The following is a 25,477-nucleotide window of genomic DNA, read 5'->3' on the forward strand; positions in this document are numbered from 1 at the left end:
GATATCTTATTTGAACCCACAGAAGAGTAAGCAGTCCTGAGTATTTAGTCCTGAGTAGCTGGTCAGGAGTTGTTTTAGTACCTGGTACTGAGAATTCAATAACCCATCGCGCAGGAATGCGGGATCATTAATATCATTATTCATTTAACAGATGCCAGGAGCGAGCAGCAGGGTGAAAGCCTTCCCGTCGTGCAGGCCAAGAGTTGTAAACCTATGAAAGAACAATCTACCGAACCAAAACCGAAGGTATTCACCCGTTATCAGGTGTTCGTAATTGCCATCCTTGCCATACTCCAGTTCACAATAGTGCTGGACTTTATGGTGTTATCGCCACTGGGCCCCTACCTCCTCGACGAATTACACATCACCACAAAACAATTCGGTTGGGTGGTGTCTGCATACGCCTTTAGTGCAGGAGCTGCCGGCCTTTTGACCGCGGGATTTGCCGACAAGTTCGATCGAAAGAAATTATTACTCTTCTTTTATGTCGGCTTCACCTTAGGGACAGCGCTCTGTGCAATGGCCGACACTTATGAGTTTATGTTAATGGCCCGGATCATTACAGGGTTATTCGGCGGCGTAATAGGAAGTATAAGCTTTGCCATCATTACGGACCTGTTTAAGATGGAGGTGCGTGGTCGGGTGATGGGTTTTGTTCAAATGGCATTTGCATCGAGCCAGGTATTAGGTCTTCCGATAGGATTATATCTCGCGGGACTAATGGGTTGGCATGCGCCATTTTGGATGATCGCAGCAATGTGTGTACTTATTGGCGTGGCGATCGTCGTTTATTTCAAGCCGGTCACAAGTCATCTGCAACTGCGAAGTGATAAAGGTGCATTTCTGCATTTGGCTCATACTATTTCGAATCCCAACTACCTCAAGGCATTTGCTGCAACTACATTGCTGGCCACTGGCGGATTCATGCTGATGCCGTTTGGAAGCACATTCGGTGTTTACAACCTCGGCATAGATGTAAAAGAAGACCTTCCCATGTTGTATATGATCACCGGTATCTGCTCTATGATAGCCGGACCGTTGGTTGGAAAGTACAGTGATGCCATTGGCAAGTACCGGATCTTTGTAATGGGTTCACTTCTTTCGATGGTGATGGTTGCCATCTATTGTAACCTGGGTGTCACTCCACTCCATATCATCATCTTACTAAATGTGTTTCTGTTTGTTGGGATATCGTCGCGGATGATTTCTGCATCAGCGCTGATGACAGCAATACCAGAGGCAAAGGATCGTGGCTCATTCATGAGCATCAATTCTTCTGTGCAGCAGATATCAGGAGGGTTCGCCTCCATATTAGCCGGATTGATTGTTGTGCAAACAACATCGGGTCATCTTGAACGATATGATCTGCTGGGTTACACTGTTGATGCTGCTATATTGATCACCATTATTATGATGTACTTTATTGATAAGCAGGTAAAGGCAAAGACACAGAAGGCGGCGACACAGGAACCGGCCGTTGCATAACTCATTAAAAGAGTGCCTCAATCTTTGATCGCACTCTTTACAACACGTGCAGCTGTGCTGTTCAGCTTTTAATCAAAGAGCAGGTTATAGTAGCTCGACCTGATTACAAACAACGACAGGAAGAACAAATTCAGGCATGTCGCTGAGATGAAATTTAACCACATCGTGTGTGAATAATCTGCGGCCGATTCCTTTTTGTACACAAGCAGAAACCAATAGCTGAAATACAGAACTACCGGAGCCATCGCGCCTGCATAAGCAAGTGCCCATTCTGCTCCCATGTATTCAAAAAAGTACCAGACAAATGCGGCAGTGACCGCAGTAAATACGATGCCAACAAAATAGAACGTTCCTTTTATTCCCAGCATTCTGCTTAAGGTCTCATCGCCGCGCTCGCCATCTTCCTCATGCTGATAAATCTGCGTCATGGGATAGCTGCCCCAAAGCATTAAACTACTAAGAGCTCCTGCATATAATATTTCAGGCTGGAACAGATTCTCCAGTTCGTACTTGTTGATGCCGACATAGCTCATCAACAACGTAAAGAAGCCCTGAAAAAAGCCGGCGACGAGCCAGCCTGCAACGGGATATTTTTTCAAACGGACGGCAGGGTGGCTGTATGCTTTCGATGCCAGCCCATAAATAAATAGCATGACAGCAAACGTAAAGTTGATCATTATCGTCCCTAGTATCAGGGCAGCTGCATCAAACAGAAGGGACAGATAATAGAGCCCCTTGTTTACCGGTGGAGGGTTTTTCAATCCACCAATGCTTTTTTCGTCCTTATCAAAATAACTGTTATACCCATTGCTGGCAGGATACAAAAAGATATGTATAACCAGAAAAGTCCACAGAACGGCACTATTTGTGGGGTTTGGTGATATCGCCAGTGCAAACAGGCAGACTGGCAACAGGAAATATGAGAACGGTATTCTAAGGTGAAGCCAGGATGAAATGGAGAACATGATAAATAATTTTATGCCGTGAAGGAACACGGCTATCCAAATTATAGTTTTTTAAAATATATTGAAATGCATGAGTTATGTTACTGCGATTGGCTATGCCAATCCTCCACATCGGTTCAGACAAAGTGAGATAGCCGACTTTATGATCAGGGCAATGCAGCTGAACGATCAGGAAAGCAGAAAACTCAGGACAATATTTCATGCAAGTGGAATAGACTTTCGGCATTCTGTTATTGAAGATTACGGTCGTCAGAACAATTTTCAGTTTTTTCCTAACACGCCCGACTTCGAACCATTTCCCAGTACATCAAAGCGCTTGAATCTATTTCAGCAACACGCGCTTGACCTTAGCGTGGCTGCTGTAAAGAATATGTTGACAAAGCTCCCTGACTTTGATCTGGGATCAATTACGCATGTCATTAATGTATCATGCACCGGCCTTTATGCGCCAGGGTTGGATATTGAGTTAGTGCGTCGTCTTGGCCTCCCGACGAGTGTTCAACGGACGGGAATCAACTTCATGGGATGTTATGCTGCTTTTAATGCATTAAAAGTTGCCGATGCTTTTTGCGCTCAGAATAATGACGCTGTTGTATTGGTTGTGTGCACAGAGTTATGCAGTCTTCATTTTCAAAAGAATGCCTCTGATGATAACCTTATATCGAATGCACTCTTTTCAGATGGATCGGCGGCTGTAATCGTTCAGGGCAAAACTCCGTCAGGCATAAGTCTCAAGCCAGCCGCTTTTCGAAGTGCGTTAGTCGAAGCCGACGATGATGACATGGCCTGGGCGATCGGAGATCTTGGATTTCAAATGCGCCTGTCAACTTATGTGCCTTCACTTATCAAGGGAGGCATTTCATCGTTGGTAAGTTCCGTCCTTGAAAACAGCGGTAAAGAGATTGGCGACATTCGCTTCTTTGCTATTCATCCTGGAGGTAAGAAAATCCTCGAAAGCATTGAGCAGGAGTTGGGTATAAGTCCTGAATTAAATGAGGAAGCCTATTATGTGCTCAGAAACTTCGGCAACATGTCTTCACCGACAGTTCTATTTGTGCTCGGTCGGGTAATGGAAAAGCTATCAAAAGATGACAAAGACGAAACCGTGTTGAGTTTCGCTTTTGGTCCCGGTCTTACATTAGAAAGCATGTTATTTCACGTGGAAGTCGCCTGACCATGCCCACTTTCGCGAAGCGATCCACTGAGTCAGAGATCATGGATGATCTGCAATATGCGGGCAGCATGATGGATCAAACGCTAAAGGAGCTTGAAGTCATTAACACATGGCTGGGCGGCAATGATGTTACGCTTCAGGCTTTGGGCCGGCTGGTAGAAGGCAGGCCCGGTAAAGATCTCGACATCGCTGACCTGGGATGTGGGCGTGGAGATATGCTTCGACACATTCAACGCTGGTCGCGCCGGCGGAAGATCGGAGCTTCGCTTACAGGTATTGATGCCAACCCTTATATTATTGAAGCGGCGCGAAAAAATCTGAATGACCCCACGGTTAAGCTAAAGGCCATTAACATTTTGTCGAAAGAGTTCGAAGGACTTCATTATGACATTGTTATTGGCACCTTATTTTATCACCATTTCACTGATGAGGAGCTGATCTCATTCTTTTCGCGGCTGCGCAATCAGTGCAGGATTGGCTTCATTATTAATGACATACATCGGCATCCACTTGCTTACTATTCCATAAAGGTGCTTACTCAGATGTTTTCAAAATCCGACATGGTGAAGTTCGATGCACCATTGTCTGTGCGAAGGGCATTCAAAAGGAGTGAGTTGGAAAATATTCTTATTCGTGCGGGCTGTACACAGTACAGTCTCCGATGGAGATGGGCATTTCGATGGCAGATTTGCGTTTTTACTTCCTGAGCTTTGGATTGATTGCGACATCGCTAAAGAATATTTTGCGACAGGCTCATTTTGGCACATAATTTCGAAAGGCTGGCACAATTTTTATTACTTTTGGCCTGGTCACCCCAGAGACTAAGGTATGAGACTACTTCGAATACTTCCCCTCCTTGTATTGCTTGGATGTGTGTCTGTTCTCGGTAAGAAGGTTAAAGAACCTTTTCAAGGTAATGCCTACGAATCGAACAACCGGTTCTTTAGAGGAACCGGAAAGGGTGTTAGTTCACAGGACAACATTGCGCGTGGCAAGGCAGACATTGAAGCGAAAGCGCTGCTCGGTGGTCAGGTGAACACAACCATGAAGCAGGTTGCCGATCAATACCTTGGTCAGGCTGAGAACGAGAAGGGCGCCGATGTGGCCGACAAGTTTCAAAGTCTTGTTCGCCAGGTGATGAACACGAACATGGCCGATCTGCGGAAGATCGGAGAGAAAAAGTATTATAACGATAAATCGAAGGAATACTCTGTCTTCATTGCGTATGAAATAAAAAAGAATGCTATGTTTCGCTTCATGAAGAAACAGGCGAAGGTTGATAACACAATTGACGAACGCCAGCGTGATTTGATTGAGAAGATTCTTGATGAAGAAATAAAGAAGGCTGACGAGGCTGACGCTGAAGGAAATTAAAGATTAGTTTACGGGAGAATCAGACCTGTCGGGGAAATCCTGGCAGGTCTTTTTCATTCTATAGCGATCATTTCATTATTGCCGTTAAATTGCATCCACAAGCAATACATGATCCGCGCTTACACCATCACAAGAGGAAGGATTAACCAGTTCAAGAATCCTACATTCAAGGAGATTGCTGAGCTGGAGAATCTCATCTGGATCGACTTGCAATCTCCCACTACTGAGGAGAAAGAATTCATAGAGAAGACGTACAAGATTGAGTTCTTTACCTCGCAGGAACTTCAGGAGATTGAGAGCAGTTCGCGATTCCTCGAGACTGATGAGACCGTCGAAATAAACCTTGGTTTTGTATTGAGCGAGGGTGAGCTATCGGTGCAGAGCATGACCTTCATCCTGAAAGAGAACATTCTTTTCACGTACCGGCTAGGTGATCTGAAGATTTTTGCTGAGACTGTTCGTCGCCTGAAGTCGAGTAGTTCGCTTGAAAAGCCTGAGCATGGGCTGCACGTATTTCTTACCATACTTGAAACGCGGATTGATGGCGATGCCGATCTTATAGAGGCTGGCAACCGGAGGCTAAATGGTATCAGTAAGGAGCTAATCGCGCGACGCAGCCTTAAGGAAGATCTTCTTCTCGAGATCACGCAGCTGCAGGAGAACGTGATGCTGCTTCACGAGACGATCACAGAAAAACAACGGGTGGTTAGTTCACTTATCAGGATACCGGAGTTCAACAAGATTGAGAATGAACGTTTGAAAATCATTCTAAAGGATATTGCATCACTTTTGCAGCATTCTCAGTTCAGCTCGGAGCGTCTTGAGTACTTGCAGAATACCTTCCTCGGTCTCGTTAATATTGAGCAGAACACCGTTATCAAGATTTTCACCGTTGTGACTGTTGTGTTCATGCCTCCGACGCTCATCGCGAGTATCTATGGAATGAATTTCGCTCATATGCCCGAGTTGAAGTGGCTGGGCGGTTATCCGTTCGCGATTCTGCTGATGGTGCTTTCATCAATGGCATTTCTGTGGTATTTCAAACGCAAGAAGTGGCTTTAGTTCTTAGCTACCTCCATCCCACTCTTGAATACAGCAACAACCTTTCTCAATTGAGCAATGTTTTGAGACGGATCACCCTCAACAACAACGAGGTCGGCGAGTTTCTTTACAGCTATTGTTCCAACCTGATCATCCAGGTGAAACACGCGTGCGTTTGTTGACGTAACCGAGCGAAGGACATCGATGGGTTTCATGCCATATTCGACCATCAATTCCAATTCGCGGGCGTTTTCACCGTGGGCAAATACGCCGACATCTCCCCCTGCACATATTGTAACACCGCTGGCCAGAGCTCTTCGGAAACTTTCGCGTTTTGTGCGGATGCGCTCGGGTTCGGGCATGCCTGGCTTCCATCCCTTATACCGGCTTATCGCATCGCCTGCTGCGAGTGTAGGACAAAGAGCAACGCCTCGGGATTTCATTAGGGCAAAAACCGCGTCATCTCCAAAGTCGCCATGTTCGATGGTTTCGACTCCGGCATTTACTGCCCTCGTCATCGCATCGGCGGTGACGGCATGAGCCACAACGGGACGGCCACTGCTACGCGCTGTTTCAACGGCAAGTTTAATTTCCTCAGTCGAAAACGTCGGCATAGCCGTATCGTTGCGTCCCCATCGGTAGTCGGCGTAGATCTTTACAATGTCAGCTCCCTTGCCGATCTGATCCCGTGTAACTTTAATAAGGTCATTGCCATCGGCAGCCTCCGCGCCAAGCATTACGTCGAAGTCTGTATCGAAACCCTTCGGACCATAGCTTCCCGTGGCAACGATAGCACGACCGGCAACCAATAGGCGCGGGCCTGGAATTATGCCCTGATCAATTGCATTCTTTAAACCCACATCGGCATATCCGGCACCTTCAGAGCCCAGGTCGCGTACCGTAGTGAACCCGGCCTCCAGTGATTTACGCGCATGCACCGTTGCCCGCGCTACACGCAGCGCATCCGACTCTTTCATTACCTGTTCATCCCAGGGCGTTTCGTTGTAAGGATGTAGCAGCAAATGGGCGTGACCTTCGATCATTCCGGGAATCAATGTTCCATTTGGATATTCCTTAACTATCGCGTTGCGAGCTTCTTTAGCATCTGTTGACGGGCCCGCGAATACAATGTGATCGCCTTCAACCACCACCGTCCAATTGGTATGAATTTCCTGTCCGTCAAACACGCGGGCCGCACGAATGGCAAGTACTTGCTGTGACCAGGCCGTGAGAGATGTCACGGATAACATCAGTAGCCACATCAATTTATTCCGGAGGGATTTCATATTCAATTAAAAGGTGACGTTCTTTGCCGCGACATGCCTCGTGCTTTGGGCTTGACAGGATTTCCGTTGTCTCGCGATACTATAAAGATTATGAATTCTTCCATGCACTTTAATAAAGTAATGAAACAATTTCTACTGTCTATTCTGCTGGTCATTCAGGTTGCTCAGGTGTCTGCCCAGCCATCGACGGAAATTATGTTATTTGACTTAAAGATCTCTGGTGATAACATTACCGCTACCAACGGTTCAAACATCACACGACATCCTGGGGCTTACGACAATCAACCCTTCTTCCATCCGGAAAAGAGTTTATTGTATTACGCCTCAGCTGATGAAAATGGGCACACGGACATCAAAGTTTATGACCTTAACACCAGGCAGACTTCGTACCTCAGACAAACCCCGGAACGTGAATACTCGCCAACGGTAACGCCAGACAAAAAGTACGTGTCGTGCATCATTCAACGGGACAATGGAGCACAAGACCTGGGTAAGTATCCTATTGATGGTGGCGATGCTGTTGTAATCCTGAATCATTTAACAGTCGGCTACCATGCGTGGGTAGATAATCAAACGCTGTTTATGTTTGTTCTGGGTGAGCCAATCACACTTCGTCAATATGATCTTGTTTCAAAGAAGGATACCGTACGCGCAACCAACATTGGTCGCTCGCTGCATAGGATACCCGGTTCCGATGCCGTAAGCTTTATTCAAAAAACGAACGATGATCATTGGACAATCAATCGTATAGATCGGCAAGGCAACATATCGTTAATAGGTGATGCGTTGCGCGGCAGAGAAGATGTTGCCTGGACTCCGAATGGCCACATAATAATCAGCGACGGAAAGACGTTATTGGCAATGCGTCCTGGCAAGACTACATGGAAGGAAATATCCATTTCGTCACCCGTCTTTTTGAAGAGCGTTTCGCGATTAGCAGTAAGCGCAGACGGCACGAAGTTGGCTTTGGTAATAGAAGAGTGAGAAATGAGTAATCAGTTACAGCACATAGCGATTTGTGGAAATATAGGTTCGGGTAAAACTACATTAGCTGAGAAATTGTCGAAGCATTACGGATGGACTGCATTGTTTGAATCGGTAGAACACAATCCGTATCTCAGGGACTTTTATCAGGATATGAGCAAGTGGTCGTTTCACTTGCAGATATTTTTCCTGAACAGTCGCTTCAAGCAAGTAAATCAGATCCGTGAAACCCGGCGCCCGACTATTCAGGACAGAACGATTTATGAAGATGCTTACATCTTTGCGGCAAACCTCCGGCAGAATGGTTTTATGTCGGAACGTGACTATGAAAGTTATAAGGATATCTTCGAGTCGATGATGCAGTTTGTTCAGCCTCCTGATCTCCTGATCTATCTTAAGGCCGACATTCCAAAACTTGTTTCACAGATTGAGAAGCGAGGTCGTGACTTTGAGTATGCCATTCGCATCGACTACCTGATGAGCCTTAATGCCCGTTATGAAGAATGGATCAGTAGTTATAAGCTTGGGAAGTTGCTGGTGATTGATGTTAACAAGATTGATTTTGTGGGTAACACAGATGACTTCTCGAGTATTGTGGGGAGAATTGATCTGGAAGTGAACAGTTTGTTTGGTTAATCCACAACATAAGGTATCGATGCATGACCTGTTAGCTTTTACTGATAGTTAGAATGGATGAATATTACTTATTCACAGGAGAGGATTCACTTCCGGCAGCCATTGCTTATGCTCTTGGCATCGATAAACTCAGCTTCGAACTAATTCCGGATCTGAAAGATGCGATTGCTGTGCCTTTCGATCTAACATTGAGAGCCGGACACCTGAAGAACGACAGGCTGGTTCATAGCGATGATTTCTCGGACATCGGCAACATCTGGACAGATTACATGCCCAACGAATTTACTTGGTTGCTCATGTCATCAAAAATGCGGAAGGTTATCGATAGTCAATTGTCCGGAGAGGAATCAATAGACTGGCTCACATGCGGGATAGGGCACGCTGGTGAAGTAGTGACCTATAACGTACTGCGTTTTGACAAACCGCTTGATGTATTGAATATAGAAGAGACAACGTTTGTGAAAGGGACCGATCACATTATCAAACCAGTATTCGCTCAAAAGAAAATACGGAACTACAAAGTTTTCAATAAGCCATCGTTTGGAGACAATTGGCGAATTCCTCCTGCCGTTTATATAGCAACCTCCGTAAAACAGGCAATAGAAAAGGCAGGACTTACCGGCGTAGCTTTCAGCAGAGCGAAAGTGGTTTAGATGATATCCGCGATTGTTTGCGGAGATTCACCAGGGTTTCAACGGCCCGAAACCTGATCAATTCTCACAGAATGCACCTTTCGCGATCCAGAGTTTTCGAAGGTCGAGCTCGAGCATTCCCTGCTGAACACCAGGATCTGCTTCCAGCAATTGCACCGACGGTTCATCCTTCAGAATGAGGACTCCCCCGTCGCGGTCGCCGAATGTTCCCTCGGCGATTACATTTAGTTTGCCCTTCAGTTCTTTAAGATACTCGTCGTGTGAAAAGAAGATGCCGGCGCTGTTTACAGTAGACTTGGTAATATCGACTTTGAACCTTACGAACGAGTAGGTCACCATTTGATATGGCTCCTGTACGAGACAGACTGATCCAACGCGGGGACTATACGGATAGATTTCAACATCCCATCTGTTTGCCTTTACTGCCGGGTCAGTGCCTAGCCATTCAGTTGCAGTTTGAACGGAAGAAGTGTTGAAGATGAACATACCGCCTCCACCATCAAATGGTCCCGCTGAAACAAGTTTCTTCTCCTGCGCCAACCGGTTAATGTTCGCCATGTGGCCCTGCATTAACTTATCAGATTCTTCTTTTGATAGCTGCGCTGCATTGGTCTTCTTGTTCAAGAGTATAAACGTGAATCCGTTGTTCTGGGCAAGTAATGGTGCATTAAGCAACAAGTACAGAAGGCAAATGGCAAGGCATCGAAACATGCGAATGGAATTGTGTCTTCCAAATTATCACAAAAGTTCGTGTGATCAGAATACCATGATATACCCATTGATTGAAACGGCTTAAAAGCTGTCCCAGTCGCCAACGATCGTCAAGTGCTTTCGAATCTGAGATCGCCAATGTCGAACCTTACCGGATGTCGCGGTCAGTTTCAGCCAGGTGCAGGTTACTTGTTCTGACCGATCAGCAGTACGCCACCTATGATGAGCATCGTTCCCAGAATTTGCGTAAGATGGATAGGCTCCTGGAGAAAAAAGTACGCCTGAATGATCGTCGATACCGGTCCTATGCTGGCAACAATTGCTGTGTTTCCGGACCCGATTCTCCGTATCGACTCTGCAACAAGATAAGATGGAATGACTGTGCTTACGATCGCCATCAGAGCGCTATAAACATATACCATCGGTGTTTGCCCGAAAAGGTTGCCTGACGAGGAGATGAAGAAGTGAAGCAATACGGCTGCCGCAGCGAAGGTCATTGCATAACTATTAAACTTAGCAGGGCCAATGGATGGAATCAATTGTCCGCTGAATACAATATAGAGCGCGTAGGTTATGGCGCAACCGAAGATGAGGGCACTGCCAATCACAAATCCCGAATCAACAGCCTGGAAACGTGCTTCGCCGTAGAAGGCCAGCAGCAGGCCCGCGTATGTCGCGGCAACTGCCAGCCATTGGATCCGGGTGACGCGTTTACGAAGATACAGCGCAGAGATCAGCAGTACGATCGTTGGATATATGAACAATACCAATCGTTCGATACCTGCAGAAATAAACTTCAATCCCTGAAAGTCGAGATAGCTGCTGACATAGTAACCGAGGCACCCCACACCGGCAACGTAAAGCCACTGTCGGTTTGAGAAGCGTTTGTTGTCGCCTTTTGAAGAACTATAGATTGCTGATATGACGAAGAAGGGCAATGAAATCAACATGCGAAGGGCGAGCAGCGTGATGGCATCGACAGGTGCTTCGCGATAGGCAAGCTTTACAAATATTGCCTTCGTTGAAAAGCATATTGATCCCAGTACGCCGATAATTATCCCTCCAACGAATTGTGATCTTCGTTTCTCATTAACATTGGTGGCAAGCTCCATTTAGATTAAAGCGACTAGTTCTTAAAACGATTAATCAACAGCATCAGAAGAGAAATGAGGATGCTTACTATTATGCTTGATGTTATCGGGAAGTAGAATTTAAAGTTTTCCTTTTCTACCGAAATGTCACCTGGCAATTTACCCAGGAACGGCATTTTGGGTCCATACGTCATGAAAACTCCGACGACGATGCAAATAATTCCCACTATTATCAACAACTTGCCCATGCGCCAAAGTTAATCCATAATTCAGGAGAATCGCCCGTGTAATGAGTAATGGAAAGGTATATTTAATCCCAAACGTTATTGCTGACGGCACTCAGGAGCAGGTGATCCCGGCACATGTACTTTCGGCTCTTTCTGGGATCAAACACTTTCTTGCTGAAGATGTCCGTACGGCAAGACGATACTTTAGCAGCCTGAAGTTATTTCCCTCCATTGAAGCATTGCAGTTCGAGATCCTTAACAAGGACACCGATCCTAACACTTTGCATTCATTGCTGGCGCCTGTATTTGAGGGTAATGATATTGGAATCATTTCAGAAGCAGGATGTCCCGGTATTGCGGATCCGGGATCATTGGCGGTAAAGTTTGCACACGATCACGGCATACGCGTGATGCCTCTCGTTGGACCGTCGTCACTTTTGCTTGCGTTAATGGGTTCGGGATTGAATGGTCAGCGTTTTGCTTTTCATGGCTACCTTCCTATTGACAAACACGAATTTTCTAAAGTTGTTCGGGAACTGGAAAAGGAGTCGAGGAAGCTGAATCAAACTCAGATTTTTATAGAAACACCGTATCGAACGGATGCGACGCTGGCCGCTCTTGTGCAGGTATTACAGGGTGGTACGTTGTTGAGTGTGTCTTCTGACTTAACGTCAGCAAACGAATTCATCTTGACTTCAACGGTAGCGAAGTGGAAATCGCAGCCAAGGAAATTAGGTAAAGTTCCGGCTGTGTTTTCATTGCTTTCGACGTGATTAAATGCACCCGGAGGTCTGCCATTTTGGATATCGCGCACAATCGAGTGAAAAAAGAGCAGTCTATAGATGACATCTTAAGATTATTATGCACCTCATGCTTGTATAATGTATTTAAATTGTGGTTTTTTCAAGTCCACCTTTTATTTTTGCAGGTCCTCAAGTAATAAATCAAAAAAATATAACACTTTATGCCTTATCTATTCACCTCAGAGTCTGTATCTGAAGGACATCCCGACAAAGTAGCTGACCAAATATCTGATGCTTTGATCGATTACTTTCTTGCCTATGACCCTAATTCGAAAGTTGCGTGTGAAACGCTCGTTACGACAGGCCAGGTAGTGCTTGCAGGCGAGGTCAAATCTGAGGCATATCTTGATGTACAGGACATTGCTCGCGAGGTGATCCGCAAGATTGGTTATACCAAGAGTGAATACATGTTCGAAGCGAACTCTTGTGGTATCGTATCAGCGATCCATGAGCAGTCTCCTGATATCAATCAGGGTGTAGAGCGTCGCAAGAAGGAAGATCAGGGCGCTGGTGACCAGGGTATGATGTTCGGCTACGCTACAAACGAAACTGACAGCTACATGCCACTGCCTCTCGAGATTGCGCATTTGTTGTTGCGCGAGATGGCGGCTATCCGTCGCGAGGGAAAAGTGATGACTTATCTTCGTCCAGATGCCAAGTCGCAGGTTACTATAGAATACTCTGACGATAACAAGCCTGTTCGTATCGATACCATCGTAATCTCTACGCAGCACGACGACTTCGATAAGGATGCCAAGATGCTTGCGCGCATCAAGGAGGACGTTATCAACATAGTTGTTCCCCGTATCAAGAAGAAACTTCCGAAGCGTGTTCAGAATCTCTTCGGTGAAGATATAATTTACCACGTAAACCCTACTGGTAAGTTTGTAATTGGCGGTCCCCACGGTGACACAGGCCTCACTGGTCGTAAGATCATCGTTGATACCTACGGTGGTAAAGGAGCTCACGGTGGTGGTGCTTTCTCAGGAAAAGATCCTTCCAAAGTAGACCGTTCGGCAGCCTATGCTACGCGTCACATTGCGAAGAACCTGGTTGCTGCAGGTGTTTGTGATGAGGTTCTCGTTCAGGTTGCTTATGCCATTGGCGTAGCTCGGCCTGTAGGACTTTATGTTAACACATATGGCACAGCGAAAGTGAATCTTAGCGATGGAGAGATCTCCAGCAAGATTGCCAAGATCTTTGATATGCGCCCTTACTTCATTGAGCAGCGCTTTAAGCTTCGCACTCCTATCTATGCGGAAACGGCAGCTTATGGCCACATGGGTCGCGAGCCTAAGACTGTGGAGAAGGTATTCAATGCCGGTAAGAAGAGCGAGAAGAAGGTGAAGGTTACCTTGTTTCCATGGGAGCAGTTGGATTTTGTGCCACAGGTGAAGAAGGCTTTCAAGCTCGGATGAGAATTGATAATTTATAATTGACAATTGATAATTTTGGAGCCCCCTTATCGGGGGCTTTTTTATTTAGCATATTTAGTCTCCTTTAGCAGCAACTTTCAATCTTCTTTTACAGCAGCTTTCAATCTCTTTTAGTAGTATCCAGACTCATTTAGACCAGCATTCAGCTTCATTTAGCAGCAACATTCAGCCTTGTTAGTTACACTGACGGTACCAATGGATAGCATCAGTGGGGCGATCCCGGTTGTCTGGAGCCGATCATAACCTGAGATGCTTACAAGTCAGAATCGTTGGCTATCTTTTCATCCTTATTGACAACCCATGCGCTTCAAAAGCATTTACGCCGTAGCTGGCCTAACGTTATTGTCCATTTCGGCATTTAGTCAGGACACACTAAAAGTTGCTGACAGTACCAAAGTTCTTGACGAGATCGTGGTTCGTGGATATGCGTATGACCGGCCACTCAATGAAGTACCGGCTGCCGTTGGCATCGTGCGCAAAACAGATCTCGAGCGCTTCGGCAACAACTCGCTTGTGCCGGTTATGAATACGATACCCGGCGTGCGGATGGAAGAGCGTTCTCCCGGGAGCTATCGGTTTTCGGTTCGGGGTAGTCTGCTCAGGTCACCTTTTGGGGTTCGAAACGTGAAGGTGTACTGGAACGGGTTGCCGCTCACTGATGGTGGAGGAAACACTTATCTCAACCTCTTTGATTTTGATGCTCTTACTTCGGCGGAAGTAATTAAAGGTCCAGGTGGTAGTTTATATGGTGCAGGCACAGGCGGCGTTCTCCTTCTAAGAAATGCGGCACCTGTTCAACCTTCGCTTGTTGCATCAGGAGTTTTTGGTACCTATGGAAATCAACGTTATCGTTTGCAACTGGAAGATGGAAATGAAAAGGGAAAACTGACGCTTCGATTTGTACATCATGAGTCTGACGGGTATCGCGAACAAACAAGCATGCGACGTGATGCACTCAACGCGGATGTCAGCACCCGTCTTGGTGAACGCAACACGCTTTCGGCATCGGTTTTCTATACGGACCTTTACTACGGTACGCCTGGGGGTTTGACAAAGGCACAATACGATGAAAATCCTCAGCAAGCGCGGCCGCCAAAAACGACACCTCCCGCTCAACCCGGCGCCGTTCAGGCCAATGCCGGTGTCAGAAACAAGACGGGTTACGTTGGAGTGACACACGATATCGACTGGGATTCTCAATGGACATCTACCACGGGTTTATATGGTTCGTTAACTGCCTTCGACAATCCAACCATCAGAAACTATGAATCGCGTGACGAGACCAACGTAGGTGTACGTCACCAGACACAGTATGCACTTCCCGGGAGGGTCAAGGGCAAGATCACGATGGGTGTTGAGTATCAGTACTTTTTCTCGCCGGTAAAGATCTCGACGAATGATGGTGGTTCAGCTGGTGTTTTACAGTCGGATGATGAACTCAGATCAAAGCAGCTATTGCTGTTTAGCCAGGCTGACCTTGAACTGCCCTCCGAGTTCTTCCTAACGCTTGGGCTAAGCTACAACAAGCTCACTTATGACTTTCTTGCCAAGTCGGTTTCGCCGGAGATCGATCAACATCGGAGTTTTACGCCTCAGCTGTCGCCGCGTGTGGCTTTGCTTAAGAAGTTCGGTGATGATCTTTCTGTTTATGGAAGTGTAAGCAGTGGGTTTAGTCCTCCGTCGCTGGCAGAAGTTCGCCCTTCCACCGGCGCCTATAACAATCTGTTGAATCCGGAGCATGGTTTGAATTATGAGGCGGGTCTGCGTGGTTCACTACTTAATCATTTATCATTTGATGCGGCCTTCTTCATCTTTAAGCTGGATGAAACGATCGTCATTCAACGTGCTGACGACGGTGCAGAGTATTTTGTTAACGCCGGCAAGACCGACCAGCGGGGTATCGAAGCACGTCTGAACTGGAATGAGACAAGAAAAGGCAGGACGTTCTCGCAATTCAATGCGTGGGTGAGCTATGCTTACAGTCACTTCCGGTTTACCGAGTACGTGCAGGATGGAGTGAATTACTCAGGCAATCGCCTTACCGGTGTTGCGCCTACCGTGGCAACGCTGGGGCTGGATGCAACCATCTGGCGTTTTTATGCCAATGCAACCGTGTCTTACGTTGATGCGATTCCTTTGAATGACGCCAACACCGACTATGCCGACGAATATGTTCTCGTCGGAGGGCGCATTGGATTTAAAGGTTCGTTTGGCAAGCATCTTCCGTTTGAAGTATTCACAGGCATTGATAACGCGCTCGATAAAAAGTACAGCCTTGGTAACGACCTCAACGCTATAGGCGGAAGGTACTACAATGCTGCACCGCCCCGAAATTACTATGCTGGTATTACCCTTCGGCCGACATTACGGAAGTAGAACTTGAATGGAGCATCTTATTCCCATAGAGATCTCCGAAGCAATAACGACAATTGTCAGTCGCGCGGCGCCAGGTGCGATAACCAGCTTCACGGCAGCCCATGGCGGATGCATCAATCATGGAGGAACGATTCATACCACAAATGGCGACTTCTTCCTGAAGTGGAATGAAGCATCTCGGCTTAACGGAATGTTCGAAAGCGAGGCCAGGGGCTTGCAGCTCCTGCGTGCAACGCGCGCCATACACGTTCCCGAAGTTGTGTCAACCGGCCACACAGGGAAGTATCAATATCTGTTACTCGAAAATATAGCAGCAGAATCACAACGAGGTGACTATTGGGAAACGCTGGGAAGGCAGCTGGCTAAACTGCACCGCTCGCAGCATTCACATTATGGACTTGATCACAACAACTATATCGGATCGATTCCACAATCCAATGAACCTCTTTCCTCGTGGCGCGAGTTCTTTCAGAACCGTCGCCTGAAACCGCTTCTCGATCTGGCCATTCGAAAGGGCCTCGCACCATCGAGGTGGAATGAAAGGTTTGAGCTGCTGTTTAAAAGATTTGATGGACTTTTGCCGGAAGAACCTGCATCGTTGGTCCATGGCGATCTGTGGCAGGGTAACGTTATCGTTAATACATTAGGCGCACCGTGCCTGATCGACCCTGCCGTTTATTACGGCCATCGCGAAGTGGACCTGGCGATGACAAAACTCTTTGGTGACTTCGACAGGTCTTTTTACGCTGCATACAACGAGGAATATCCGTTGCTGCCCGGCTCGGCCGAACGATTTGAAATCTATAACCTGTATCCATTGCTTGTGCACCTGTTACTTTTCGGAGCAACGTACGTTGCGCCGATTCAGTCGACGTTGGAAGTAGTCCTGAGTCGTTAGTCGTTAGTCCTGAGTTTGGTTAGTAGTTGGAGAGTATTGAAGTGAGACGCTTAACCTGCCACAGCTATTGATACTCTTCTGCTAATAACCAAACTAAGGACTCAAGACTAAGGACTCAAGACTAAGGACTCAGGACTAAGGATTCAGGACTAAGGATTCAGGACTAAGGATTATCTCACCGCGTTTGCTTAACCATCGACAGATGATCCACAATCTGCTTCGCATGAATGCGTGAGTTCTCAATGAACCACTTGTTCGTCTTTAGTCCTCCGCATACAACGCCCGCGAGAAATATTCCAGGGACATTGGTCTCCATGTTTTCTTCATCGTAAACCGGAGTGTGAAAGGCGTCATCATGAAAAGTTATTCCGCATTCAGTAAGAAATTCGAAGGGTGGTTGGTATCCCGTCATTGCCAGAACGAAGTCGTTATCCAGAATCAAAGGACCATTCGGAGTTACGATTTCAACCGTTGTATCGGTGATCTTCGTTACGCGTGAATTGAAGTAAGCTTTGATGGATGATTCCTTAATTCTGTTTTCGATATCAGGTCGTACCCAGTATTTCACGCTTTCACCGATCGCTTCGTCGCGAACGACCATCGTAACTTCGGCCCCTTTGCGAAATGTTTCCAGGGCTACATCGACAGCGGAATTTGATGCGCCTACCACAACGACACGTTGTTTAAAGTAAGGATGAGGTTCATCGTAATAGTGAAGTACTTTGGGAAGTCCTTCGCCTGGTACATTTAAAAGATACGGCAGATCATAAAAACCAAGAGCAAGGATGACGTTAGTTGCAACGTAGCTTCCTTTTGGTGTGATCACTTCGTGTTTGCCGCTGTGATGGCGGATTGCTTCTACTTTCTCGTAGAGACGCACGTTGAGTTCCCACGACTGACATACGCGTCGGTAGTATTCGAGCGACTCAACACGATTTGGTTTCGGGCCGTGGGAAATGAATGGTACGTTTCCAATCTCCAGGCGTTCTGAAGTTGAAAAGAAGGTCATGTTAAGGGGATAATGATAAAGCGAATTCACCAGGCATCCTTTTTCAAGAATGACATAGCGAAGTCCGGCCTTGCGCGCTTCGATTCCGCAAGCGAGCCCGATAGGGCCACCACCCACGATGATTACATCATAGTCCAATTTGCTTTCCATTCAGTTTCAACCCGTTGTGTACGCCTTCAGTACTCTCAAAAATAGAACTAATTAGGATGGTTCTTCAAAATTCACTTTACCTTTGCAGTCCAAAATAGGAATTTGAGGATGAGAGAAGTTCGGGTAAGATTTGCACCCAGCCCCACAGGCGCGCTCCACATTGGTGGTGTTCGCACTGCGCTTTATAATTATCTGCTGGCGCGCAAACACGGTGGAAAGATGTTGCTTCGTATAGAAGATACGGACCAGAACCGTTACGTGCCGGGTGCCGAAGAGTACATCGTACAGGCGTTGAAGTGGGTTGGAATCGAAATCGATGAAGGACAAGGTGTGGGTGGACCACATGCTCCCTACAGACAGTCGGAGCGCAAGCCGATGTATAAGCAATATGCAGAGAAGCTAGTTGCTGACGGGCATGCCTATTACGCATTCGATACAGAAGAAGAACTGGAGGCAATGCGCGAACGTTTGAAGAATGCGGGCGCTGCGTTACCACAATACAATAGTATCTCGCGCATGCAGATGAGAAATTCTCTGACGCTTACCGAAGGCGAAGTTAAAGCACTTCTAAATGATGGCGTTCCTCACGTGATCCGATTGAAGGTTCCGCGAAAGGAAGAGATAAGGCTGAACGATCTTATTCGTGGATGGGTAATGGTTCATTCGTCGCAGATTGATGACAAGGTGTTGATGAAAAGCGACGGTATGCCTACCTATCACCTCGCGAACGTTGTTGACGATTATCTCATGAAGATCTCGCACGTGATCCGCGGAGAGGAGTGGCTTCCATCGGCACCGCTACACGTTCTGTTGTATAAGTTTCTCGGTTGGGAGGAAGACATGCCGCAGTTTGCGCACCTTCCTCTGCTATTGAAGCCCACGGGAGATGGTAAGCTGAGCAAGCGCGATGCGGATCAGATGGGCTTTCCTATATTCCCTCTTGATTGGGTTGATCCAAACACGGGAGAAAAAGCGATGGGTTTCCGCGAAGCAGGCTATCTGCCAGACGCACTGGTGAACTTCCTGGCGTTCCTGGGATGGAATCCGGGCACTACGCAGGAGTTGTTCACTATGCAGGAGCTCATTGATGCATTCAGCGTGGAGCGGATCGGTAAGGCCGGAACAAAATTTGATATACATAAAGCACAGTGGTTCAATCAGCAATATCTTAGGGGAAGATCTAATGATGACCTCGCTGCGTATCTGATGGCATCGCTTACCCAGGAGGGAATAAAGTGCGACAGAGAAAAAGCTCTTAAGATTGTTGGTGTGATGAAAGAACGCGTTGTGTTTCCGAAAGACTTTTGGGAACAGGGCAAGTTCTTCTTCTATGCTCCAACTACGTTCGATGAATCGGTCGCTTCGAAGAAGTGGAACGAGGACGCTGTGAAGGTATTGGTAAAGTTTCGCGAGTCGGTGTTGACATTAGAATCGCCTGATGCCAATATGTTTAAGGCAACACTGGAGCGCGTTACTCAGGAGCTTGGCATAGGTACCGGCAAGATTCTTCAGGCGGTGCGCCTGTCAATTACGGGCATGGGCGGAGGACCTGACTTAATGGTGATCATGGAAGTGATCGGCAAGGAAGAAGTGGCGGCCCGCATTGCTTATGCCATTGAGCATCTAAAGCTGAAGGTTGCCTGACGAAGTTCTAATGGCAATGGATCGGAGAAATAATCGCTATGAGCAAGAAGAATAAGAAGTCCGAAACGAAGCCCCAACCAAAGGTTCACAAGGAATTGCAGGGACTTGATATTACGATTGATCAGTTCGGAGAGATCAAGGCGAACATGGATATCGAAAAGCTGAATGAGTTCCTCGACAAGAATGTGGATGATAAGAAGCTGGCGGAGCGCGATGATTACGAGGATATGAAGAAGGGTGATAAGCCCAAAAAGGGGAAGTAGCTTTCAAACATCTTCTTCAACCATCTGCTGCCCGTTTTTCGTATCTTAAGGGATCAGAGATGCCCTTGTAGGGCAAGGGTACGTCGCGGGCTTGGTATACTTTCAAAAAGTACTTTCGATTGATTTTCAGCGGGTTACAGATTGCCGGCCGTTATGCCGAAGAAATCCAAAAGCCGTTTTTTAGCCTGATTTCTGAATATTTGAGCTCCGCAACCCGTTTTCCTCTTCAATTTCACATTTTTTGGTCAGAGGGTTCGGACAAACGTTGAACAAACTTTGGATAGTGTGTGTACGAACCGGACTTGGCGACTACAAGTAGATGCCGGGTAGCGGCGGCCTATATCATCCTCACTTCCTTCCATAATTGTTGAAGCCAAAAGGCAACTTGTTCTAATCCAGTCTTCGAGAAAAACCTTACCTGATCGTAAGAGGCGGGATCCAGCTTTATTGACAACATGTAGCGGGCCACATACGTTAGCATTCCTATCTTTAACCAAAAATATCCATGAACAGATCGCACGAAATTGACTATCAGATTAAAGGAGAGAGTATCCAGATCGTTGAAGTTGAGCTCGATCCACAAGAGACCGTTATCGCCGAAGCGGGGGCGATGTTGTTTATGGAGGATGGCATTCAGTTCGAGACCAAGATGGGCGATGGCTCCAATCCGAACCAGGGTCTGTTTGATAAGTTATTGTCGGCTGGTTCGCGAATGCTGACCGGCGAATCCCTTTTCATGACGCACTTCACAAACCGTGGCTCGCGCAAAGCTAAGGCTGGATTTTCCGCGCCATATCCTGGTACTGTTATACCGATCCAGTTGTCGGAGCTGCCGGGGAATGAAATCATTGTACAGAAGGATGGTTTTCTATGCGCGGCATATGGAACAAAGTTGTCGATTGCTTTTAATCGTAAGCTCGGCTCAGGCCTTGTGGGTGGCGAAGGTTTCATCTTGCAGAAGCTTCAGGGCGATGGAAAAGTTTTCGTTCACGCTGGCGGAACAGTAATAGAGCGCACGCTCAACAATGAAACGCTTCGCGTGGATACCGGGTGCGTTGTGGCTTTTGAGTCGCAAATAGATTTTGATGTGCAGATGGCCGGCGGACTTCGTTCGATGGTGTTCGGTGGTGAAGGGATATTTCTGGCTACGCTTAGGGGTACCGGTAGAGTATGGTTGCAATCAATGCCGATTCGAAAACTGGTTCAGGCGCTGGCACCTTATGGACGTAATTCCGGTAAGGAAGCAAGTTCTTTGCTCGGTGGTCTGTTTGAGAGCTAATGGATGGATTCAATTAAGCTGGGGCTGATTCGTGAGGGCAAGGTCCCGCCCGACAAGCGCGTACCATTTACACCACTTCAGGTACAGGAACTGATGCAACGGTTCCCCTGGGTAAAAGTTTATTGTCAGTCGAGCAGCATACGCTGCTTTTCTGACGACGAGTACGCGGCCGTTGGTGTTGGGGTCGTTGAGGACATATCGCAGTGCGACGTGTTGATGGGAATCAAAGAAGTGCCCGTTGCCAATCTGCTGTCGGGTAAGACCTACCTTTTCTTTTCGCACACTATCAAGAAGCAACCTTACAACCGCGGTCTGCTGCAATCCGTGCTGGGGAAGCAGATCCGGTTGATCGACTATGAGGCTTTAAAAGATAATCAGGACAATCGTCTCGTTGCCTTTGGACGATACGCGGGTATCGTGGGGGCGTATAACGGTTTGTGGACTTACGGCCGACGCTATGGTAAATTCCAATTGAAGCGGGCACATGAGTGTTTTGATGTGAACGATCTTAAGCTTGAGCTGCGCAAGGTGGCGCTGCCTTCTATTAAGATCATTCTAACCGGCTCCGGGAGAGTAGGTAAAGGTGCTATGGAAACGCTAGATACTGCGGGCATCCGGAAGGTGAGTCCGTTTGATTTTCTACACCGGCAATTCAATGAACCCGTGTATGTGCAGCTTCACAGCAGCGACTATCACGACCGGACAGAGGGAGGACCTTTTAACCGCGGAGAATTTCACCAGTATCCCGACCGTTACAAGAGCCGCTTTTACGAATTCACGCGGGTAGCTGATGTGCTGATGGCCGGGGCATTCTGGAATCCTGGTGCACCCGTACTTTTTACCCGCGAGGCGATGCAGGATCCTAGTTTCAGGATCAAGGTTATTGCTGACATCACTTGCGACATCAATGGCTCTGTGCCGAGCACTGTTCGGGCAACAAGTATTGCTGATCCCGTATATGATTTTGATCCTGCTACCGGGCAAACGCATCCGGGGTTTTCGAACGACGCTTACATTACGGTAATGGCGATAGATAATCTTCCGTGTGAGCTTCCACGCAGTGCGTCTGAAGAATTCGGGCGCGACCTCATCGATCGCATATTGAAACCGTTGTTTGGTGAAGATCCCGATACGATCATTGAGCGCGGCACTATTGCTCAAAAGGGAGCGCTGATGCCACGCTTCCGGTATCTTGATAACTACGTTCGCGGTGAGGAGTAAGGTCAGCTTTGCTCTGAGGTGATGAGAATCTTGATGAATCAGAACACCGAACGGTGCCTGCTGAAGGCGAGTTTAATTCCCCGTTTGCCCTTACCTGCGATATCTATAAAAAGCATGGACCCACGTAGGTTTCCCTGCGCGTCCCAGTAATAAGTTCGTCCGATTTTGCCGTCGTTATACGACTGACGTGTTGTTGATCCCATCCAGTAGAATTCGCCCAGCAACGCCGTGGTGTTCACCGGCAGCGCCAGGTATGGAACAGATGGTTTGGTGATTCGATCGGCATCGGGAGTCAGGCCAGGCAGGAAGCGGCGCCACCCGACCTGAAGTGGTTCCGGTTCCGCGAACTCCAGCGCGACCGTTTTCCTGGATGCTTTTATTTGAGCAAGTGCAGGCAAAACGCTGCTAACAGCCAACAAAAGTGACAATATGATTCGGGTCACTTGATGCATACGTAAGGAAGGTAACAAAACTTGCGTGGATTCTCAATAAAATCGTCCTAGATTTCGTTGTTATCGGGTTAAACACCCGGAAGGTTAAGATCATGGAGGCGGAAAGGTTACCGAACACAGCCGATCAGGTTAGTGTTACAGAAGCACTTAGTTCAAATAAGAGATCAGTAAACGGAGAGGAGATCGCCAATGCCGTTAGCCATGGCATAGGCACTGCGTTGGCTATTGCCGGACTTGTATTGTTAGTAGTACAGGCTGCCATACATGGCAACGCGTGGCATGTAACGAGCTTTACTATATTCGGATCGTCGATGGTGATCCTATATGCTGCTTCAACTTTGTATCATTCATTCGTCCATCCGGGTGTGAAGCGCACGTTCCGGAAGTTTGATCATATGTCGATATACCTTCTTATAGCTGGCACATATACTCCGTTTTGCCTGACTTTGCTCAACGGATGGATCGGCTGGAGTGTATTCGGAACGATGTGGGGTTGCGCTGTGCTGGGAATTGTATTCAAGGCCATTCATACCGGCCGTGCTGAAGTCCTCTCTACCATTCTCTACTTAATCATGGGATGGGCAGTTGTGATTTTCATCAAGCCCGTGTATGACGGGATGTCTTCGATCGGATTTACATGGCTGCTCCTTGGAGGTGCTGCCTATTCAATAGGTGTGATTTTCTTTCTCCTGGAGAGAATGAAATACAGTCATTCGATCTGGCATTTGTTTGTTATTGGGGGCAGCGTGTTTCACTTCTTTTCGGTGCTTACTCTGTTGCCTCCTCAATAGGAAAGTAAATTTTCAGGTGTTGACTATCAATAGCAAGCAAGTTATCAACGTCGTCTGCGTGACTTAATACATGCGTGGTTAAGCATGTGAGGTATCTGCGAATCAAGTCACAAACTGCGATCAAAATTCCGCCGAAATCGATACCATCAAAAATGTCTCTACGTTGCCGATGTTGTAGACGTATGTATTCAGTTCCCAACGTTTATAACCTCCGCCTATAAGCAATCCATACTGGAGATCAAGCGATGTGGAGTATGCGCGCGTACGCTGCACGCTCACGCCTGACCAAAGCCAATCTGTAATCGAATAGCTGAGATCACTCCAGTTATAGTAGAAGTTGTTTTGCTTTTCATCGAGGTCGAAAAAGTACTCACTTTCGCTGGCCAATGTCAGGCGGCTATAATTCAATTCAAATCTCAGCCCTGGAGCAAGTCCGTTTGAAAGACCAAACACGCCGCCGGCCATAGGCGTGATCGTGTAGGTAAGTTTGCTGCCTCCTTCAAAGTTATAGCCTGCCCAGACCGAAAAGGTCTCGCGATCTTCATAGTTGTAACGGGCTTCGAGATGCAGTTTGTTTTTGTCGGCGGTGATGGTTGGGAGGATAAAGAAGTCATCGGGGATGAAGTAGAAATTGAGGGTGGGAACGATACTCCAATCTGACGAAGACTCAGGTGCTGAATTGTCTGTTTTATATTGAGCTGTCGCGGCGACGCAAATGCAGCATAGAAACGCAGCGATTTTCGACTTAGCTTTTGTCAAAGATGCCCTTTTCATCCGCCGAGCGCTATGGTGATGAACACAAGCAGTACTCCGATCGCAACATAGGTGAATGCGGTAATGATGCGTCGGAATCCGGCATACCCGGCAACGAAGTATCCGCCGATAAACAGCAACACAATCGCGATGGCATTCGATACCCGCATGGCAACAGACACATCATTGAAAAAGGCGAAAGGCAACGCTACGGGTAGGGTGCCGATGAATACCAGGAGGAAAATTTTCAACGCCTTAACGACATCGGGCCATATCAAAAGTGAGTTCGAGGATAGAGAGGGTAACTCCCTAAGTCTTTTAACAATGCGATCGACTTCGTCATTATGCAGCACATGAATCACCAGGGGATCTAGTTCTTCAGCCAGCATGTTTCTTGTGGCGTCTTCATCGCTCGAAGCCTTCACACGACTAATGATTGAGCGGATATGTCCGCGATTGATCAATGTGTCCATCAGGAACATAGTAGCGTCGACGATACCCCAGGCGATGTTGCAACCCAACGCTGCCCATAGCAATTGTTTGATCTCCTGTTTCGCCGTGAACACACTAACGGTACCGGTAAACGACAGCACTATGATAAGGCCATAAAGTATTCCGGAGATCCGGTCAACCGGGTTCAGCACGTCGCTATTGGACATGCGCCGATACCAAAAATCCTTCGGAAGCATCTTACCGCGGGAACGCATGTGCGAAATGGCTAATGGTAGCGAACATAGATCCCCAACAACTTAAGTTTGTAATCAACGCTTTGATC

The 25,477-nt window shown here is 47.2% G+C and carries 26 protein-coding genes; 17 read left to right on the forward strand and 9 right to left on the reverse strand.

Annotated features, from left to right (window positions below):
• The first annotated feature begins 213 nt into the window (after positions 1 to 213).
• The gene (locus tag WBG78_RS01440; RefSeq protein WP_337324579.1) at positions 214 to 1,485 is read left to right on the forward strand and encodes an MFS transporter; all 1,272 of its coding nucleotides are present in this window, start codon (positions 214 to 216) and stop codon (positions 1,483 to 1,485) included.
• A gap of 68 nt (positions 1,486 to 1,553) precedes the next feature.
• Here the strand turns inward: WBG78_RS01440 and WBG78_RS01445 are convergent, their stop codons facing one another.
• A complete protein-coding gene (locus WBG78_RS01445; protein WP_337324580.1) occupies positions 1,554 to 2,450 on the reverse strand; it encodes a UbiA family prenyltransferase in 897 nt (298 codons plus the stop codon).
• A gap of 70 nt (positions 2,451 to 2,520) precedes the next feature.
• Between WBG78_RS01445 and WBG78_RS01450 the strand changes: the two genes are divergently transcribed.
• From WBG78_RS01450 to corA, 4 genes are all read left to right on the forward strand, one after another.
• Entirely contained in the window at positions 2,521 to 3,624 is a 1,104-nt protein-coding gene (locus WBG78_RS01450) for a type III polyketide synthase (protein WP_337324581.1), read from the forward strand.
• A gap of 2 nt (positions 3,625 to 3,626) precedes the next feature.
• Positions 3,627 to 4,331 (forward strand): methyltransferase domain-containing protein, encoded by a 705-nt coding sequence (locus WBG78_RS01455; protein ID WP_337324582.1) that lies wholly within the window; start codon positions 3,627 to 3,629, stop codon positions 4,329 to 4,331.
• A 121-nt stretch (positions 4,332 to 4,452) separates the two neighbouring features.
• Complete coding sequence (locus WBG78_RS01460) at positions 4,453 to 4,998, forward strand: hypothetical protein (RefSeq protein WP_337324583.1); 546 nt, start codon at positions 4,453 to 4,455, stop codon at positions 4,996 to 4,998.
• Between the two features lie 108 nt (positions 4,999 to 5,106).
• A complete protein-coding gene (gene corA / locus WBG78_RS01465) occupies positions 5,107 to 6,060 on the forward strand; it encodes a magnesium/cobalt transporter CorA (protein ID WP_337324584.1) in 954 nt (317 codons plus the stop codon).
• Here corA and WBG78_RS01470 read toward each other — a convergent pair.
• A complete protein-coding gene (locus WBG78_RS01470) occupies positions 6,057 to 7,325 on the reverse strand; it encodes a metal-dependent hydrolase family protein (RefSeq protein WP_337324585.1) in 1,269 nt (422 codons plus the stop codon). The two genes, corA and WBG78_RS01470, sit on opposite strands and share 4 nt — an antisense overlap.
• 120 nt (positions 7,326 to 7,445) lie before the next feature.
• Here WBG78_RS01470 and WBG78_RS01475 point away from each other — a divergent pair, with 120 nt between their 5' ends.
• From WBG78_RS01475 to WBG78_RS01485, 3 genes are read left to right on the forward strand one after another with little or no spacing between them, the layout of a single operon-like run.
• On the forward strand, positions 7,446 to 8,309 hold the full coding sequence (locus WBG78_RS01475; RefSeq protein WP_337324586.1) for a TolB family protein: 864 nt from the start codon (positions 7,446 to 7,448) through the stop codon (positions 8,307 to 8,309).
• Positions 8,310 to 8,312: 3 nt separating this feature from the next.
• Positions 8,313 to 8,945: a deoxynucleoside kinase gene (locus WBG78_RS01480; RefSeq protein WP_337324587.1), complete on the forward strand. Its 633-nt coding sequence runs from the start codon at positions 8,313 to 8,315 to the stop codon at positions 8,943 to 8,945.
• 53 nt (positions 8,946 to 8,998) lie between these two features.
• Positions 8,999 to 9,598: a hypothetical protein gene (locus WBG78_RS01485; RefSeq protein WP_337324588.1), complete on the forward strand. Its 600-nt coding sequence runs from the start codon at positions 8,999 to 9,001 to the stop codon at positions 9,596 to 9,598.
• 57 nt (positions 9,599 to 9,655) lie between these two features.
• On the opposite strand, the gene WBG78_RS01490 is transcribed toward WBG78_RS01485, so the two are convergent.
• The 3 genes from WBG78_RS01490 to WBG78_RS01500 form a co-directional block, all read right to left on the reverse strand.
• Positions 9,656 to 10,309 (reverse strand): YciI family protein, encoded by a 654-nt coding sequence (locus WBG78_RS01490; protein WP_337324589.1) that lies wholly within the window; start codon positions 10,307 to 10,309, stop codon positions 9,656 to 9,658.
• A 185-nt stretch (positions 10,310 to 10,494) separates the two neighbouring features.
• A complete protein-coding gene (locus WBG78_RS01495) occupies positions 10,495 to 11,421 on the reverse strand; it encodes a DMT family transporter (RefSeq protein ID WP_337324590.1) in 927 nt (308 codons plus the stop codon).
• A 14-nt stretch (positions 11,422 to 11,435) separates the two neighbouring features.
• Positions 11,436 to 11,648, reverse strand: coding sequence for a DUF2905 domain-containing protein (locus tag WBG78_RS01500; protein ID WP_337324591.1), 213 nt, complete (start codon positions 11,646 to 11,648; stop codon positions 11,436 to 11,438).
• Between the two features lie 41 nt (positions 11,649 to 11,689).
• Here WBG78_RS01500 and WBG78_RS01505 point away from each other — a divergent pair, with 41 nt between their 5' ends.
• The 4 genes from WBG78_RS01505 (at position 11,690) to WBG78_RS01520 (ending at position 17,140) form a co-directional block, all read left to right on the forward strand.
• The gene (locus WBG78_RS01505) at positions 11,690 to 12,400 is read left to right on the forward strand and encodes an SAM-dependent methyltransferase (RefSeq protein WP_337324592.1); all 711 of its coding nucleotides are present in this window, start codon (positions 11,690 to 11,692) and stop codon (positions 12,398 to 12,400) included.
• A gap of 191 nt (positions 12,401 to 12,591) precedes the next feature.
• Complete coding sequence (metK, locus tag WBG78_RS01510; protein WP_337324593.1) at positions 12,592 to 13,848, forward strand: methionine adenosyltransferase; 1,257 nt, start codon at positions 12,592 to 12,594, stop codon at positions 13,846 to 13,848.
• Positions 13,849 to 14,166: 318 nt separating this feature from the next.
• Positions 14,167 to 16,242 carry a TonB-dependent receptor family protein gene (locus WBG78_RS01515; protein ID WP_337324594.1) on the forward strand — a complete coding sequence of 692 codons (2,076 nt, stop codon included), beginning with the start codon at positions 14,167 to 14,169 and terminating at the stop codon, positions 16,240 to 16,242.
• Positions 16,243 to 16,249: 7 nt separating this feature from the next.
• Positions 16,250 to 17,140 carry a fructosamine kinase family protein gene (locus WBG78_RS01520; protein ID WP_337324595.1) on the forward strand — a complete coding sequence of 297 codons (891 nt, stop codon included), beginning with the start codon at positions 16,250 to 16,252 and terminating at the stop codon, positions 17,138 to 17,140.
• 175 nt (positions 17,141 to 17,315) lie between these two features.
• On the opposite strand, the gene WBG78_RS01525 is transcribed toward WBG78_RS01520, so the two are convergent.
• Positions 17,316 to 18,299, reverse strand: coding sequence for a YpdA family putative bacillithiol disulfide reductase (locus WBG78_RS01525; protein ID WP_337324596.1), 984 nt, complete (start codon positions 18,297 to 18,299; stop codon positions 17,316 to 17,318).
• A 108-nt stretch (positions 18,300 to 18,407) separates the two neighbouring features.
• On the opposite strand from WBG78_RS01525, the gene gltX reads away from it, so the two are divergent.
• The 4 genes from gltX (at position 18,408) to WBG78_RS01545 (ending at position 22,706) form a co-directional block, all read left to right on the forward strand.
• Positions 18,408 to 19,943: a glutamate--tRNA ligase gene (gene gltX / locus WBG78_RS01530; RefSeq protein WP_337324597.1), complete on the forward strand. Its 1,536-nt coding sequence runs from the start codon at positions 18,408 to 18,410 to the stop codon at positions 19,941 to 19,943.
• 38 nt (positions 19,944 to 19,981) lie between these two features.
• Positions 19,982 to 20,206, forward strand: coding sequence for a hypothetical protein (locus WBG78_RS01535; protein ID WP_337324598.1), 225 nt, complete (start codon positions 19,982 to 19,984; stop codon positions 20,204 to 20,206).
• A gap of 505 nt (positions 20,207 to 20,711) precedes the next feature.
• Positions 20,712 to 21,485 (forward strand): TIGR00266 family protein, encoded by a 774-nt coding sequence (locus WBG78_RS01540; protein WP_337324599.1) that lies wholly within the window; start codon positions 20,712 to 20,714, stop codon positions 21,483 to 21,485.
• Between the two features lie 3 nt (positions 21,486 to 21,488).
• Positions 21,489 to 22,706 (forward strand): NAD(P)-dependent oxidoreductase, encoded by a 1,218-nt coding sequence (locus tag WBG78_RS01545; protein WP_337324600.1) that lies wholly within the window; start codon positions 21,489 to 21,491, stop codon positions 22,704 to 22,706.
• Between the two features lie 38 nt (positions 22,707 to 22,744).
• Here WBG78_RS01545 and WBG78_RS01550 read toward each other — a convergent pair whose 3' ends face one another.
• Positions 22,745 to 23,158 (reverse strand): hypothetical protein, encoded by a 414-nt coding sequence (locus tag WBG78_RS01550; RefSeq protein ID WP_337324601.1) that lies wholly within the window; start codon positions 23,156 to 23,158, stop codon positions 22,745 to 22,747.
• Between the two features lie 92 nt (positions 23,159 to 23,250).
• On the opposite strand from WBG78_RS01550, the gene trhA reads away from it, so the two are divergent.
• Positions 23,251 to 23,949, forward strand: a complete 699-nt coding sequence (gene trhA, locus WBG78_RS01555) for a PAQR family membrane homeostasis protein TrhA (protein WP_337324602.1) — start codon at positions 23,251 to 23,253, stop codon at positions 23,947 to 23,949.
• A gap of 120 nt (positions 23,950 to 24,069) precedes the next feature.
• Here the strand turns inward: trhA and WBG78_RS01560 are convergent, their stop codons facing one another.
• Both WBG78_RS01560 and WBG78_RS01565 read right to left on the reverse strand, forming a co-directional pair.
• Positions 24,070 to 24,723 (reverse strand): hypothetical protein, encoded by a 654-nt coding sequence (locus WBG78_RS01560; RefSeq protein ID WP_337324603.1) that lies wholly within the window; start codon positions 24,721 to 24,723, stop codon positions 24,070 to 24,072.
• The gene (locus WBG78_RS01565) at positions 24,720 to 25,409 is read right to left on the reverse strand and encodes a hypothetical protein (protein WP_337324604.1); all 690 of its coding nucleotides are present in this window, start codon (positions 25,407 to 25,409) and stop codon (positions 24,720 to 24,722) included. The genes WBG78_RS01560 and WBG78_RS01565 overlap by 4 nt, the downstream gene beginning before the upstream one ends.
• Positions 25,410 to 25,477: the final 68 nt, after the last annotated feature.

The sequence above is a fragment of the Chryseolinea sp. T2 genome, from assembly GCF_037203685.1.
Lineage (GTDB): Bacteria > Bacteroidota > Bacteroidia > Cytophagales > Cyclobacteriaceae > Chryseolinea.